This is a genomic window from Cereibacter sp. Soil_C_27, from assembly GCF_057657095.1.
This window is the reverse complement of the sequence record NZ_JBDGJD010000003.1, coordinates 436,456-450,240: the sequence shown is the minus strand read 5'-3', so window position 1 is coordinate 450,240 and position 13,785 is coordinate 436,456. Positions and strand designations below refer to the sequence as shown.

The following is a 13,785-nucleotide window of genomic DNA, read 5'->3' as shown; positions in this document are numbered from 1 at the left end:
GTCGCGTCGTCAGTGTCCGCCCGCCCTGCCGTGGCGCCCGATGGGCAGCATCATCGGGCGTCCCGAGACCGGATCTGTGAGCGTGCGGCAGGGAAGGCCGAAGACCGCCTCGACCATGGCTTCGGTCAGCACCTCTTCCGGCGGGCCCGCGGCATGGACGCGGCCCGCGACAAGCGCCACCAGCCGGTCGGCATAGCGCGCTGCAAGGTTGAGGTCATGCAGCACCATGACGATGGTCGCCCCGCGCTGACGGTTGAGATCGGTCAGAAGGTCGAGCACCTCGACCTGATGCGCGATGTCGAGGAAGGTCGTCGGCTCGTCGAGCAGCAGAAGGTCGGTCTGCTGCGCCAGCGCCATCGCGATCCAGACCCGCTGGCGCTGACCGCCCGACAGCTCGTCCACGGCGCGTTCGGCCAGATCGGCGGTGCCGGTGGCCTCCAGCGCCGAGGCGACGGCGGTGTCGTCGGCCGCGGTCCAGCGCGACAGCAGCCCGTGATGCGGGTGCCGCCCCCGGCTGACCAGATCCAGCACGGTGATGCCGTCGGGCGCGAGGGGCGATTGCGGCAAAAGACCCAACTGCCGGGCCAGCTCGCGCGGGGGCAGGCGATGCACCGCCTTGCCGTCCAGCAGCACCTGCCCGGCACGCGGCGCCAGAAGTCGCGACATGCTGCGCAGCAGCGTGGACTTGCCGCAGGCATTGGCGCCGACGATGGCCGTGATCTGCCCCGGCGCCACAGCGAGGTCGAGCCCCTGCAGCACGGGTCGCGGTCCATAGCCCGCTTCCAGCCCGTGGACCACCAGCCCTTCGCCGCTCATATCCCGCCTCCTGTCCGGTTCACCCGGATGATGAGATAGATGAGATAGGGCGCGCCGATGGCCCCTGTGATCACGCCCACCGGATAGCGCCCGGGCAGCAGCATCTGCCCGGCGTAATCGGCAAAAAGCACCAGCGCCGCCCCGATCAGTGCCGCGGGCAACAGGATCGGCCGCCCGGGCGCCGAGATCCGCGCCGCGATCGGGCCCGAGAGGAAGGCGACGAAGGCGATGGGCCCCGCCGCCGCCGTGGCAAAGGCGATGAGCCCCACCACCGACAGCAGCACCACCAGCCGGGCGCGCGCCAGCCGGATGCCAAGCGCCGCCGCCTTGTCGTCGCCCAGGCGCATCGCCTCGAGCGTGCGGCTCTGGCCCAGAAGCAGCCCGCCGAAGACGATCAGCGCCGCTGAGAGCGGAAGCAGGTCGGAAAGCCGCGCGCCGTTGACGCTGCCGGTCATCCAGCGCATCGCCTCCTGCAGGCTCCAGTCCGGCGCCTTCAGCAGGATGTAGGAGGTAACGCTCTGCAGCATGGCCGAGATGCCGATGCCGACGAGGATCAGACGCGCCCCGGCGACCCCGTTGCGCCATGCGAGAAGGTAGATCACCAGCGCCGTCCCAAGCCCCGCGATCACGGCCAGAAGCGAGACCGCAGCGCCGCTCCAGCCCAGGACCACGATGGCGAAGACGGCGGCGGCGCTGCTGCCCGCGGTGATGCCGATGATGTCGGGGCTGGCCAGCGGGCTGCGCAGGAGCGTCTGACAGGCCGCCCCGCCGAGGCCGAAGCCGAGCCCGGCGAGGATCGACAGCAGCGCGCGCGGCAGCCGCAGCCTGCTCACGGTGAAGGAGGCGCCCTGCACCTCCTGCCCGGCGAGCACGCGCAGCACATCGAGCGGCGGCACCAGCGTCTTGCCAAGGATCAGCGTCAGGGCAAGGCCCGCGAGGACCAGCGCCAGCAACAGGAGACCCAGCCGCAGACCCTGACGGCTGCGGGCGCGCCGATGCGCGGCGATGCGGTGCAAAAGGTCCGGAGAGGGTGCGTTCACAGCTCGCGCAGCCTTCTGCGGCGGACGATCCAGATGAAGGCGGGGGCGCCGACGAAGGCGGTGACAATGCCCACGTCCAGCTCTGCCGGGCGGGCGACGATCCGCCCCAGTACATCGGAGAAGATGAGCAGCGCCGCCCCGGTCAGTGCCGAGGCAGGCAGGAGCCAGCGGTGATCGACGCCGAGCACCAGACGGCAGAGATGCGGCACCACCAGCCCGACGAAGCCGATCGGCCCGCAGATCGCCGTGGTGGCGCCGCAGAGCAGCACGGCCCCGGCGGCGGCGAGGAACCTGCTTGGCCCGACGGCCACCCCGAGCGCCGCTGCCGTCTCGTCTCCCAGCGCAAGCATGTTGAGGCTGCGCGCCGAGAGCAGGCTCAGCACGAATCCCGCGACGAGGAAGGGCAGCATCGCGAGGATCGATTCTCCCGTGGCGCCACCGACGCCGCCGATCTGCCAGGAGCGGACGCTGCCGGTGATGTCGTTGCGCGGCAGGATGATCGCCAGCGTCAGCGAGGTGACGGCGATTGAGGTCGCGGCCCCGGCCAATGCCAGCTTCAGCGGCGTCGCCCCGCCACGCCCGAGCGAGCCCACGGCATAGACCAGCCCCGCCGCCAGCCCCGCGCCGAGGATCGCCGTCCAGAGATAGGCGGGCAGCGCCTCCATCCCGAACCAGGCGATGCCGATGACCACCGCCATCGCCGCCCCGGCGTTGACCCCCAGGATGCCCGGATCGGCCAGGGGGCTGCGGGTCACGCCCTGCATCACCGCCCCCGAGAGGCCGAGCGCCGCGCCGGCCAGCGCGGCGAGCAGGGTGCGCGGCACCCGCACCGCCACCACCGCCTCGCCCATCGTCCCGCTGCGCCCGGCCAGGGCTCCCGCGATGTCGGGCCAACCCACGTCGCGCGTGCCCACCGTCACCGACAGCGCGCAGCCCGCGAGCAGCAGCGCGACGCCCAGCAGGAGCCAGAGCAGCCGCAGCGGCGCCGGACGCCGGATGGGCGGAGAGAGCAGGCTGCGTGTCATTCCGACTTTCGCGCGGCCTCGGCCAGAAGGTCGAGGTAGTCTTCGAGCACCCAGGAGATCGAGAGCGGCGTCGGGGTGGCTGCGGTGCCCATCGGGTCGTTGCCCAGGAGCACCATCGCCCCGTTGCCGACGGCCCGCATCCGCGAGGTCAGCGGGTTCTGCCCGACCCGCTCGCGCAGCGCCTCGCCGCCGTAGCTCACGAGGATGTCCACGTCGTCGAAGGCGTCGATCCGTTCGGCGCTGATCTCGCCGGAATAACTGCCGCCCACCGTCGCTTCGCGGACCCGCTCCGGTGTCGCCAGCCCCAGATCATCGAAGAACTTCACCCGGCTGTCATTGGCGGAGTAGAAGCGGATCACGCTCAGGTCGCGGATGTCGAGATGGGTGACGAACATCGCGGTCTTGCCCTGCAGCTCGGGGCGGCGCGCGGCGGCCTCGGCAATCTCGGCCTCGATCCGGGCGATGAGCGCCTCGCCCTCGGCGGCGAGCCCAAGGGCGGCGCCGTTCAGCCGGATCATCTCGCGCCAATCGGTCGCCCAAGGCGCATCGCGATAGGCGACTACCGGGGCGATCTCGCTCAGCGTGTCGTAGTCGGACTGGCTGAGGCCGGAATAGGCGGCGAGGATGACATCGGGCGCACTGGCTGCCACCGCCTCGAAATCGATGCCGTCGCCCTCGTCGAAGAGCATCGGCGGCTCGGCGCCCAGCTGTTGCAGCCGCTCGGACACCCAAGGCAGCAGGCCGTCGCCATCGTCGTCGCCGAAATTGGCCCGCGCAAAGCCCACCGGCACCACGCCGAAGGCAAGGGGAACCTCGTGATTGGCCCAGGCCACCGTCGCCACCCGGACCGGGCGCTCGGGGATCACGGTCTGGCCGAAAGCATGGTCGACGGTCAGCGGAAACGCCTGCGCCGTGGCGGCAGGGGCGCCGAGAGCGAGGCAGAGGGCTGCTGCAAGGGCGAGGAGGGGGGCGGCGAGGACGCGGGACATGCGGAGACTTCCATGGGGAAAGGCGGGTCGCTGGGCCCGGAATTCCATGCTCATCCCGAAGCCGTCAACCCATGGCCCGTCGGTTTTTCATGCGCGATCCACTGCTTGGACAGATTTCCCGGAGAATCCGACAATAACAGTCGGAATCTACAATACAGCCTCTTCTGGCTCGGTTAGGGCTCTCGCAGGAAATCCGGCCTCGTGGCGGGAGCCCTCGCCGTTTCACGCGTGCCGCGGCGGCAGGGGCACAGTCCGATCGACGACGGCAGAGCGAGCAGATGCGCGGCATCAGGCCAGCGAGCAACAGACACTTTGATGGAAGCACTCATGGACCCCAGATCCGAGGATACCTCGCGCCTTTTCCCCCGTACCCGCTGCCTCGCGGCCCTTCTCCTCGGCTGCAGCGCGCTCGTCACCCTGCCGACCGGCGCCCTTGCGCAGGAGGCGAGCGGCGCCGAGGGCGAGGACGGGGCCTTCCGGCTTTCGCCGATCATCGTCGATGCGGGCGCTGCGAGCGATGACGATGCCAATTCGGTCGTGGTGCGCGAGCTCTGGGTCGGCGGCAAGGTCGCGACCAGCATCCTCGACACCCCGGCCTCGGTCTCGGTCGTGACGCAGCGCGAGATCGCACAGCGCAACGCCACGACGACGGAAGAGGTGCTGCAATATTCTGCCGGGATCGTCACCGACTATTACGGCAGCGACGACCGCAACGACTATTTCCTCGTCCGTGGCTTCCAGGCCTCGACCTACCGCGACGGGCTGACCCTCGGCTCGATGCGCGGCGTGCGGGAAGAGCCCTATGCCTTCGAGCGGGTGGAGGCGCTGAAAGGCGCCAACTCCACGCTCTTCGGTGTCTCCGATCCGGGGGGTTCGGTGAACTTCGTGACCAAGGTGCCGCAGTTCCGCCGTTTCGGCGAGCTCTTTACCCAGATCGGCACCAACGATCATGCCGAGCTCGGCTTCGACTTCGGCGACACGCTGAACCCAGAGGGCACTCTGGCCTACCGCCTGACCGGCACGGGGCAGGATGGCGCGCTGGACTATGACCATTCGCGCGACGACAACGCCTTCCTGATGGGCGGGCTCAGCTGGGCTCCGACCGAGAACACCACGCTGACCGTAACCTTCGACCATCTGGATCGCGACTCCACCCCGAACAGCGGCGGCTACCCGCTCGACCGCGAATACGACCGGAGCGACTTCTTCGGCGAGCCCTCGTTCAACGACCACGATGTCGAGCGCGACACGCTGACCGCGATGCTGCGTCACGATTTCGGCAGCGGGCTCAGCGTCAGCGCCAACCTGCGCTACAGCGACCTGACCGACGATTTCGGCTACATCTACCTGTCGGATTTCGCGGGCCGCACCGGGACGGTGGTTGACCGCGACTATTTCGGCACCGACAGCACTGCCGAGGAGCTGATCGGCAATGCCATCCTGCAATACGACACGAGCTTCGGGTCGACCGACAGCAGCACGCTCGTCGGCTTCGAGTTCCGCGATGCCACCTTGACCTCGCGGTCGGTCTACGGCGATGCCGCGCCGATCGATCTCGCCGATCCGCAATACAGCGGCGCGCCCGCGAGCCTTGCCGTCTATGACGAAAGCGAGACCGACTACACCACCAAATCCGTCTTCCTGCAGCAGAACCTGTCCTTCGCCGACCGGCTGATCGCCACGGTTGGCCTCCGGCACGACTGGCTCGATCTGGCGAGCAAGGGGCAGAGCTGGGGCGCGGCCTTCGACGACAGCGATACCTTCTCGGAAACCTCGATCCGTGCGGCCCTGACCTACAAGGTGACCGACGAGATCTCGACCTATCTCAGCTATGCCGAATCCGTCGCGCCGCCGAGCCTCGGGGTGGAGCCGGAGCGTGGCGAGCAATACGAGCTGGGCATGAAGTATCAGCCCGCCGGCACCCGCGCACTGTTGTCGGCGGCGGTGTTCGACCTGACCAAGAACGACATCACCATGCCCGTCGTGCTGGACAATGGCGCGATCGAGCGGCAGCTGGTGGGCGAAACCCGGGTGCGCGGTTTCGAGTTGGAGGGCAAGGCCGAGATCGCCGAGAACTGGGACGTGATCGCCTCCTATTCCTATCTCGATACCGAGGTGGTGAAGTCGGGCCCGGTGCGCGGCGTCGAGGTGGAGGGCAACGAATTCGCCACTGTGCCCAGGCACATGGCCTCGCTCTGGGTGAACCGGATCGTGCCGGGCAGCGAGAGCCGGGGCGAGATGACCTTCGGCCTCGGGGCGCGCTATGTCGGCTCCTATTACTACGATTTGCAGAACACCACCGGCGAGAGCGACGCGACCACGCTGTTCGACGCGGCCTTCACCTATGAGGTCGCCGCGAACACCGGGCTTGCGGTGAATGTGAGCAACCTCTTCGACGAGCAGCATGTCGTGGGCAGCGGCACGGCCGATTACTACAACCCCGGCCGCAGCATCACCGCCACGCTGCGCCGCACCTGGTGAGCCTTCTGCCCCGTCCGCCCGGCGGGCGGGGCGTCCTCAGGTGGGGTTCTCGCCACCCGGTCGCGCCCGGCGCCAGGCCGCCGGGGTCGCCCCGGTCACCTGACGGAAGACGCGGGTCAGATGCGCCTGATCGGTGAAGCCCAGACGGTCGGCGATCTCGGCCACGCTGAGCCCGCTGCCGCAAAGCAGCCCCTGCGCCAGATCGACCCTCTGGCGCAGCTGCCATTGCAGCGGCGTGGTGCCGGTGGCGTTCTTGAAAAGATGCGAGAACCAGCTTTCCGACAGGCCGATGGCATCGGCCATCTCGGCCACGGTCAGGCTGCGTCCGCCCGCCGCGCGGAAGCAGCTTTCCAGCCGCCGCATCTGCGCCGCGCTCAGCCGCGCCTCCACCCGTCCGCTGGCCCCGCCTTCCAGATCGAGGATCCCCGTCACCAGAGCGGCGACCAGCGCCTCGGCATGCAGCGCATGGCGGCTCTGGCTGCGCGTCTCCTCGGCCAGAAGCCGCGCCAGCGTCTCGAGCCCCGGCGCGGCCGGACCTTCCACCGGGCGCTCCAGCAGGTCGAGGGCGGCGGGGCGACTCAGCGCGGGGGTGAGCATCTTCAGGAGCCGCTCGCCGTGCAGATGGATGTCGAGATGCGAGAAGGTGTGCCCCGCGGTGAAGCGCGTCCACATCGGCAGCCCCGCCGGAACGAAGAGCACCCGGGGCAGGGGCCGCCCGCCGCGCAGGGCGAGGCCCGCATCGTTCGAGAGCCGGATCGAGGAGACATCCTCGAAGAAGAACAGGATGCGCGGCTGGTCCGACAGGTAGTAGCCCCGCGCCCCGCGGGCGCCCTGCGCCTGCCAGAAGACGGTGGTCATCCCGTCGAGCGCGCGCCATCGCACCGGAGCGGTGCGCTCGATGCCCTCGGTCTCTCCGATGAAGGAATGCTGGAAGCTCATCCGCTCCGGGCCCCCGGCAGGTGGCAGACAGGTCGATCGGCTGGCGGATGGCTGGCTGATCCCCTGCCTCGCACGATCGGGCGCGGGATGCAATCGGGCCGTGGGGGCCGACCTGCCGCGCAATGGCTGGAAAGCCCGCGCCTGCGCGACAGGGCAAAAGGTCGCAGCGTGCATTGTCAACGCAAGAAATGGAAAGTAGGTAGGCAGCCGATGCAATTCGCGGAGGAAAGCCTGTGGGAATGAAAAAGTTTGTTGCTCTGGCGACGGTGGGGGCTCTGGTGGCCGGGGCGGCGGCGGCCGATCCGGTCGAGGTGAAGATCGGCTACGCGCTGGCGGAAAACTCGCATTACGGGGCCGGCTCGAAGACGTGGATCGAGGTCACCGAGGGCCTTCTCGGCGACAAGTTCAACTTCGTGGAATTCCCCTCCTCGGCGCTCGGCGGCGAGCGTGAGGTGATCGAGGGGCTGCAGCTCGGCACGGTCGAGGCCACCATCGTCTCCTCCGGCGTGCTGTCGAACTTCGTTCCCGAAGTCGGCGTCTTCGACATCCCCTTCCTGTTCCGCGACTTCGACCATGCCCGCGCCGTGCTCGACGGCCCGATCGGCCAGGACATGCTGGCGAAGTTCGAGGATCAGGGCCTGATCGCGCTGGCCTGGGGCGAGCAGGGCTTCCGCCACATCACCAACAACCGCGCGCCGATCAATGCGCCCGCCGATCTGGCCGGGCTGAAGCTGCGCACGATGGAAAACCCGGTGCACATCCTCGCCTTCCAGACGCTGGGCGCGGCGCCGACCCCGATGGCCTGGCCCGAGGTGGTCTCGGCACTGGAACAGGGCACGATCGACGGGCAGGAAAACCCGCTCTCGGTCATCGTCTCGTCCAAGCTGAACGAGGTGCAGAAGAACCTGACGCTCACCGGCCATGTCTATGCGCCGAACGTGCTCTTCGTGTCGCAGATCTTCTGGGAAGGTCTGACCGACGAGGAGAAGGAAGCCTTCCGCAAGGGCGCCGTCGAGGGCGGTCTGGCAATGCGCGCCTTCGTCGACAATGCCGAGGCCACCGGCGCGCAGGCGATGGAAGACGCCGGGATGACGGTCAACACGCTGAGCGTCGAGCAGAAGGAAGTCATCAAGGAGGCTCTGGCCCCGGCCTATGCCAACTATGCCGAGACTTTCGGCGCCGACCTGATCCAGCAGATCACCGACGTCAAGTAAGCCGCGATCCGGCCTCGCAGGCGGCCCCCGGGTCGCCTGCCCATCGACCGCGTCCGCAGGCGGCAGGAAGGACGATCCCATGAGCCCGTTTCTCAGCACGGCAGAGAAGGCTTTTCTCGCCCTGAACCGCTGGGCCGTCATGCTGGCTCTGGCGGCGATGGCCTGTCTCGTCTTCGCCAATGTCATGCTGCGTTTCTTCACCAACAACTCGATCGTCTGGGCCGAGGAAGTCGCACGCTACCTGATGATCTACATGACCTTCCTCTCGGCCGGGCTGGCGCTGCGCGGCGGGCTGCTGGTGGCGGTGAGCCAGATCCACCTGCGGCTGCCCCAGAGCGCTGCGCGCCTCCTGCGCGGCGCGATGCTGCTGGTGCTTCTCGTGTTCTGCGGCTGGATGATCTGGTCCGGCCTCGAATACGTCTCGCGCATGGGGCGGCAGGTGACGCCGGCGACGCGGATCTCCTTCAGCCATATCTACCGCGCCATGCCGATCGGCTTCGGCCTCCTGATGATCCATATCCTGCTGGTCTCGCGCCATTTCGTGACGCAAGGCCGGTTCGATGCCGAAACGCACGAGCATGGCTCGGCGGTCGGCGGCTGAGGAAACCCCATGACCCTCGCGCTCGTCCTCCTCTTCGCGGTCCTGCTGATCGCAGGCTTCCCGGTCGTCTTCGCGCTGGCCATCTCGGCCTTCGGCGCGGTGCTGATAGAAGGCAAGTATCCGGTCATCGTCGTGGTGAAGGAGATGTTCACCGGGCTCGACAGCTTCCCGCTGATGGCGGTGCCCTTCTTCGTGCTGGCGGCCGAGCTGATGACCGGCGGCGCGATGACGGCGGTGCTTTTGCGCTTCGCCGCGCAGTTCTTCGGCCGGGCGCGCGGCGGGCTCGGCTATGCCAACGTGCTGTCCTCGACGCTCTTCGCCGGGATCTCCGGCTCGGCCCTGGCCGATGCGGCGGGGCCGGGCGGCATGATGATGAAGATGATGGAGAAGGAGGGTTATCCCCGCTCCTATGCCGCGGCGCTCACCGCCTCGGCGGCGGTGGTCGGGCCGATCATCCCGCCCTCGATCACCATGATCATCTACGCCATGCAGGACGAGCGCGTCTCGGTCGGCGGTCTCTTCATGGCGGGCATCCTGCCCGGCATCCTGATCGCGCTGATCTATGCCGGGGTGAACATGATCCAGAGCTTCCGGCACGGCTACCGCTCGGAAACCCCGGTGCCGCCGCTGCCGCAGATCCTGCGCAACACGGTCCATGCCATCCCGGCGCTCCTGCTGATCGTCGTGGTGATCGGCGGCATCCGCGGCGGGATCTTCACCCCGACCGAAGCCTCGGTCATGGCGGTGTTCTACGCGCTGTTCTGCGGCATGTTCATCTATCGCAGCCTCCGGCTCCGCGCGATCCCCGAGATCCTGCTGGCCTCCGCCGTGACCTCCGGCGCGATCCTGATGATCCTCGCCGCCGCCCGCGCCTTCGCCTGGGTGCTGGTGATCGAGCGCATCCCGCAGGATGCCGCGCAATATATCGTCGACATGAACCTCTCGCCCATCGCCTTCCTGCTGGTGGTCAATGTGGCGCTTCTGATCTTCGGTTGCTTCATGGACCCGCTGCCGGGGGTGATGATCATCGTCCCGATCCTCGCCCCCATCGCGGCCTCGATGGGGATCGACTCCACCCATTTCGCCATCCTCGTCATCGTCAACCTGACGATGGGTCTGGTGACACCGCCCGTGGGGAGCCTGCTGTTCGTGGTATCCTCGGTGGGCAAGGTGCCCGTGGCGCAGATCCTCAAGGAGATGCCGATCTTCATGGTGGCGAACGTGCTGATCCTGCTCATGCTCAGCTTCCTGCCCGCCATCACCACCTTCCTGCCGCGGATCTCGGGGTTCTGAGGCGGTCCGCTGCGGGGCCGCCCTTCGTCGCCTAGTCCGGCGCGTTCAGCACAGGCGCGCCGCCGGTGACGTTGAAGGCCTCGAGCCGCCAGCGGCCATCGTCCTCGGCGAGGATCGACAGGCTGGCGGGACCGACCGGGATGATCTGCGCCGGGCTGAGGCCGATCAGCGCGTCGAGGGCGGCGCGGATGACGCCGCCGTGGCAGACGACGAGCGCCGTGATCCGGCTTGCGGCGAGAGCCGCTTCGGCGCCTGTGCGGACGCGGTTGCGGAACTCCTGCCACGGCTCGGCGCCCGGCGGGGTCAGGCGACCGGCGCGCCATTCGGCATAGGCCGTGCCTGCGGTTTCGCGGATCGCGGCGATGTCGCGCCCGCTCCAGTCGCCCAGCGATTGCTCGCGCAGCCGCGGCTCGCGCCGGGCGTCGGGATGGCCGAGCAGGGCTGCCGTCTGGGTCGCGCGGCTGAGGTCGGAGGTGGCGACGTGATCTGGCGCGAGCCCTGCCACCAGCGGCGCCAGTGCACGCGCCTGTGCGCGGCCCCGGTCACTGAGGGCGATGTCGGTCTGGCCCTGCAGGCGGCGGTTGGCATTCCATTCCGTCTCGCCATGGCGGACAAGGATCAGGCGTTTCACGGGATGGGGTTTCCTTCTGTGTCGAAAAGCGCCGCCGGGGCGGCGGGAAGTGCAAGATGCAGCGTGTTGGGCAGCGGCTCCGCGGGATCGGCGATCACCGTCACCCGCTGGTCGTCGATCCGGCAGGTGACGACCAGCCGCCCCGCCATGGGCACCACCTCGACCCGCGTCGCGGGCAGGCTACGGGGCCCGGGCGGGGCAAGGCGCCACTCCTCGGCCCGGACCATGGCATGCCCGGTCGCGCCACGCAGCGCCGCGTCGGGCAGGCGGCCCAGCCACGCGCCGTCGCGCACCGGGATCAGGTTGGCGGGCGGCGTGCCGATGAAGCGCGCGACGAAGGCGGTGGCGGGGCGCGCCAGCAGCTCGTGCGGTGGGCCGAACTGCTCGATCCGGCCGCGGTTCAGCACGGCGACATGGGTTGCCATCGTCATCGCCTCGACCTGATCGTGGGTCACATAGACCGCCGTCGCCCCCGTCGCCGCATGAAGCCGCGCCAGCTCGTGCCGCATCTCGACCCGCAGCGTGGCGTCGAGATTGGAGAGCGGCTCGTCGAACAGCATGATCCGTGGCTGCGGGGCGATCATCCGGGCCAGCGCCACCCGCTGCTGCTGACCGCCCGAGATCTCGGAGGGGTAGCGCCCGGCCAGATCGGCAATGCCGACCAAGGCCAGCGCCTCAGCCACCCGCCCCCTGCGCGCTGCGGCATCGAGCCCCGCGACCTTCAGCGGCCAGTCGACATTGCCCGCCACCGTCATGTGCGGCCAGAGCGCGTAGGATTGGAACACCAGCCCCGCGCCACGCTTGTCGGCGGGCAGCGACTGGCCGCGGGCGCCATCGGCCACCAGCGTCTTGCCGAAGCGGATCGTGCCTTGCGTCGGGCTCTCTAGCCCCGCCAGCATGCGCAGCATCGTGCTCTTGCCGCAGCCCGAGGGACCGAGCAGCACGAGAAATGCGCCCTCCGGCACCGAGAGGCTGACGCCATCGACCGCAGGCGCGCCGCTGCCGAAGGATTTGCTGAGCTGGTCGAGCTGGATCATGACGAGGTCCTTTGCCGCTTGCGCAGCAGATTGGCGACGAGGGTCGCGGCGATCGAAAGGGCGAGGATCACCAGCGTCACCGCATTGGCGAATTGGTGGAAACCGTCGGAGGCATAGCGGTAGGAGAGCACCGAAAGCACCGGGGTGGTGGGGGTGTAGAGCAGCACGACGATGGCGAGATCACCGATGACGCTGACGAAGGTCAGCAGCATCCCGGCGATCAGCCCGCGGCTGGCGAGCGGCAGGGTGATCGCTCCGATCCGCCGCAGGAAGCCCGCGCCGGTCATGCGCGCCGCCTCGTCGATCTCGCCCGAAATCTGCGCGACGGTGGCTCGCCCGGTCTGCACCGCGAAGGGCAGCATCGCTGCCGTCAGCGCCAGCCCGAGCAGCAGCGGCGTGCCGTAGAGCGCCGGGAAGGGGCCGATGGGCGCGCCGTAGAGCGCGATATAGGCGGCGCCGAAGGCGATGCCGGGCAGCAGCATCGGCAGGAAGGAGAGCTGCGTCGCGGCGCCGGTCAGGAACGGCAGGCGCCATCGCGTGGTGCTGACCGCGACAAGAAGCCCGATGGCATTGGCCGCTAGGGCCACCGCGACACCGAGACCGAGCGTCACCCCGAGCGCGGTCAGCAGATGCGGGTTGTTGAAGATCCCGGCCTGCCCGCGGGCAAAGGCGGGGTCGGCCTCGCCGATCCAGAAATGCAGCGTCCAGTCGGCGAAGAGAGCGGAAGACATCGGCGCGAGGCTGGCGGCGATCAGCAGCAGGATCGGCAGGATGGTCGTGGCGAGGCAGATGGCGAGGGCCAGCGCGCAGAGCGGCCAGCGCGCGCTTCCCAGCGCCATCGTGCGGCCACGCCCGCCCTTGCCGGTGATCGTCGAGAAATTGCGCCGCCCGGACAGCAGCCGGTTGCCGAGCCCGAGAAACAGCGCCGAGACCGCGATCAGCAGGATCGCGAGGATATAGCCGCGTTCGGTCTGGCCGATCTCGATCATGCCGAAGAGCCGGGTGGAGAGGGTCTGCATCCGCACCGGCAGGCCGAGCAGGGCGGGGGTGGCGAAGTTCGACACGGCCCCGGCGAAGGCCAGCGAGGCGCCCGCCAGCAGGGCAGGCGTCACCACCGGCATGATGATCCCGGTGACAATGCGGCGGCGCGATGCGCCCGTCATGGCGGCGGCGTCGACTAGATCGCCGTTCACGCTGGAAAGCGCCGCGGCGATGACGGTGAAGGCCAGCGCGTAGTAATGCGCGATCAGCACGAGGATCACCGGCACGAGCCCCCAGGCCAACCAGTCCGGCACGTCGAGCCCCATGCCCTGCAGCAGCCCGGCGCTGCCGCCGGTGCGCCCGTTGCGGAACAGCGTGCCCCAGGCGAGGGCAGTGGCGAAGCTCGGGATCATGAAGGGCAGCGTCGCCATGAAGCCGATCGCGCGGCGCAGCGGCACATCGGTCATGGTCACGAGCCAGGCGAGGAAGCCGCCGATCACGAGGCAGCCCGCCGCAACGGCGAGGCCGATCAGCAGCGTGGTGCCGAGGGGTCGCCAGAGCAGGTTGCGCGACAGCCTGCTCGCCAGAACCTCGCCCCATGCGGGGCTGCCGAAGGTGTCGGCGAGGATCGTGGCAAGCGGCGCCGCCACCAGAGCGACGAGAAGGGCGAGAACTGCCAGCGTCGGCCAGAGGCCGGGGCGGCGCAGGAGATGGGTCATTGCGGGATCCGGGTGGGGC

12 protein-coding genes are annotated in these 13,785 nt (G+C 69.1%); 4 read left to right on the top strand and 8 right to left on the bottom strand.

The window, feature by feature from the left end:
• Positions 1-9: 9 nt before the first annotated feature.
• From AC3A5Z_RS14095 to AC3A5Z_RS14080, 4 genes are read right to left on the bottom strand one after another with little or no spacing between them, the layout of a single operon-like run.
• On the bottom strand, positions 10-816 hold the full coding sequence (locus AC3A5Z_RS14095) for an ABC transporter ATP-binding protein (protein WP_487519980.1): 807 nt from the start codon (positions 814-816) through the stop codon (positions 10-12).
• Positions 813-1,856, bottom strand: a complete 1,044-nt coding sequence (locus AC3A5Z_RS14090; protein WP_487519979.1) for a FecCD family ABC transporter permease — start codon at positions 1,854-1,856, stop codon at positions 813-815. Before AC3A5Z_RS14090 ends, AC3A5Z_RS14095 begins: the two co-directional genes overlap by 4 nt.
• Complete coding sequence (locus AC3A5Z_RS14085; protein ID WP_487519978.1) at positions 1,853-2,881, bottom strand: FecCD family ABC transporter permease; 1,029 nt, start codon at positions 2,879-2,881, stop codon at positions 1,853-1,855. Before AC3A5Z_RS14085 ends, AC3A5Z_RS14090 begins: the two co-directional genes overlap by 4 nt.
• Positions 2,878-3,870 (bottom strand): ABC transporter substrate-binding protein, encoded by a 993-nt coding sequence (locus tag AC3A5Z_RS14080; RefSeq protein WP_487519977.1) that lies wholly within the window; start codon positions 3,868-3,870, stop codon positions 2,878-2,880. The genes AC3A5Z_RS14085 and AC3A5Z_RS14080 overlap by 4 nt, the downstream gene beginning before the upstream one ends.
• Before the next feature lie 327 nt (positions 3,871-4,197).
• Between AC3A5Z_RS14080 and AC3A5Z_RS14075 the strand changes: the two genes are divergently transcribed.
• The gene (locus AC3A5Z_RS14075; RefSeq protein ID WP_487519976.1) at positions 4,198-6,351 is read left to right on the top strand and encodes a TonB-dependent siderophore receptor; all 2,154 of its coding nucleotides are present in this window, start codon (positions 4,198-4,200) and stop codon (positions 6,349-6,351) included.
• A gap of 36 nt (positions 6,352-6,387) precedes the next feature.
• Here the strand turns inward: AC3A5Z_RS14075 and AC3A5Z_RS14070 are convergent, their stop codons facing one another.
• Positions 6,388-7,290 (bottom strand): helix-turn-helix domain-containing protein, encoded by a 903-nt coding sequence (locus AC3A5Z_RS14070; protein ID WP_487519975.1) that lies wholly within the window; start codon positions 7,288-7,290, stop codon positions 6,388-6,390.
• A gap of 239 nt (positions 7,291-7,529) precedes the next feature.
• Between AC3A5Z_RS14070 and AC3A5Z_RS14065 the strand changes: the two genes are divergently transcribed.
• The 3 genes from AC3A5Z_RS14065 to AC3A5Z_RS14055 all read left to right on the top strand — a co-directional run bounded on the left by AC3A5Z_RS14065 (position 7,530) and on the right by AC3A5Z_RS14055 (position 10,398).
• A complete protein-coding gene (locus AC3A5Z_RS14065; protein WP_487519974.1) occupies positions 7,530-8,504 on the top strand; it encodes a TRAP transporter substrate-binding protein in 975 nt (324 codons plus the stop codon).
• A gap of 79 nt (positions 8,505-8,583) precedes the next feature.
• Positions 8,584-9,105: a TRAP transporter small permease gene (locus AC3A5Z_RS14060; RefSeq protein ID WP_487519973.1), complete on the top strand. Its 522-nt coding sequence runs from the start codon at positions 8,584-8,586 to the stop codon at positions 9,103-9,105.
• A 9-nt stretch (positions 9,106-9,114) separates the two neighbouring features.
• Entirely contained in the window at positions 9,115-10,398 is a 1,284-nt protein-coding gene (locus AC3A5Z_RS14055; protein ID WP_487519972.1) for a TRAP transporter large permease, read from the top strand.
• Positions 10,399-10,429: 31 nt separating this feature from the next.
• Here the strand turns inward: AC3A5Z_RS14055 and AC3A5Z_RS14050 are convergent, their stop codons facing one another.
• Genes AC3A5Z_RS14050 through AC3A5Z_RS14040 form a run of 3 tightly spaced genes read right to left on the bottom strand, consistent with a single transcriptional unit; the run spans position 10,430 to position 13,766 of the window.
• A complete protein-coding gene (locus AC3A5Z_RS14050; protein WP_487519971.1) occupies positions 10,430-11,029 on the bottom strand; it encodes a histidine phosphatase family protein in 600 nt (199 codons plus the stop codon).
• On the bottom strand, positions 11,026-12,066 hold the full coding sequence (locus tag AC3A5Z_RS14045) for an ABC transporter ATP-binding protein (protein ID WP_487519970.1): 1,041 nt from the start codon (positions 12,064-12,066) through the stop codon (positions 11,026-11,028). The genes AC3A5Z_RS14050 and AC3A5Z_RS14045 overlap by 4 nt, the downstream gene beginning before the upstream one ends.
• Positions 12,063-13,766 carry an ABC transporter permease gene (locus AC3A5Z_RS14040; protein WP_487519969.1) on the bottom strand — a complete coding sequence of 568 codons (1,704 nt, stop codon included), beginning with the start codon at positions 13,764-13,766 and terminating at the stop codon, positions 12,063-12,065. Before AC3A5Z_RS14040 ends, AC3A5Z_RS14045 begins: the two co-directional genes overlap by 4 nt.
• Positions 13,767-13,785: the final 19 nt, after the last annotated feature.

Excerpts from the sequence above, each read along its gene's own strand:
- AC3A5Z_RS14095 (WP_487519980.1), bottom strand. The coding sequence starts at position 816 with ATGAGCGGCGAAGGGCTGGTGGTCCACGGGCTGGAAGCGGGCTATGGA.
- AC3A5Z_RS14085 (WP_487519978.1), bottom strand. The coding sequence starts at position 2,881 with ATGACACGCAGCCTGCTCTCTCCGCCCATCCGGCGTCCGGCGCCGCTG.
- AC3A5Z_RS14080 (WP_487519977.1), bottom strand. The coding sequence starts at position 3,870 with ATGTCCCGCGTCCTCGCCGCCCCCCTCCTCGCCCTTGCAGCAGCCCTC.
- AC3A5Z_RS14075 (WP_487519976.1), top strand. The coding sequence starts at position 4,198 with ATGGACCCCAGATCCGAGGATACCTCGCGCCTTTTCCCCCGTACCCGC.
- AC3A5Z_RS14070 (WP_487519975.1), bottom strand. The coding sequence starts at position 7,290 with ATGAGCTTCCAGCATTCCTTCATCGGAGAGACCGAGGGCATCGAGCGC.
- AC3A5Z_RS14065 (WP_487519974.1), top strand. The coding sequence starts at position 7,530 with ATGAAAAAGTTTGTTGCTCTGGCGACGGTGGGGGCTCTGGTGGCCGGG.
- AC3A5Z_RS14060 (WP_487519973.1), top strand. The coding sequence starts at position 8,584 with ATGAGCCCGTTTCTCAGCACGGCAGAGAAGGCTTTTCTCGCCCTGAAC.
- AC3A5Z_RS14055 (WP_487519972.1), top strand. The coding sequence starts at position 9,115 with ATGACCCTCGCGCTCGTCCTCCTCTTCGCGGTCCTGCTGATCGCAGGC.
- AC3A5Z_RS14045 (WP_487519970.1), bottom strand. The coding sequence starts at position 12,066 with ATGATCCAGCTCGACCAGCTCAGCAAATCCTTCGGCAGCGGCGCGCCT.
- AC3A5Z_RS14040 (WP_487519969.1), bottom strand. The coding sequence starts at position 13,766 with ATGACCCATCTCCTGCGCCGCCCCGGCCTCTGGCCGACGCTGGCAGTT.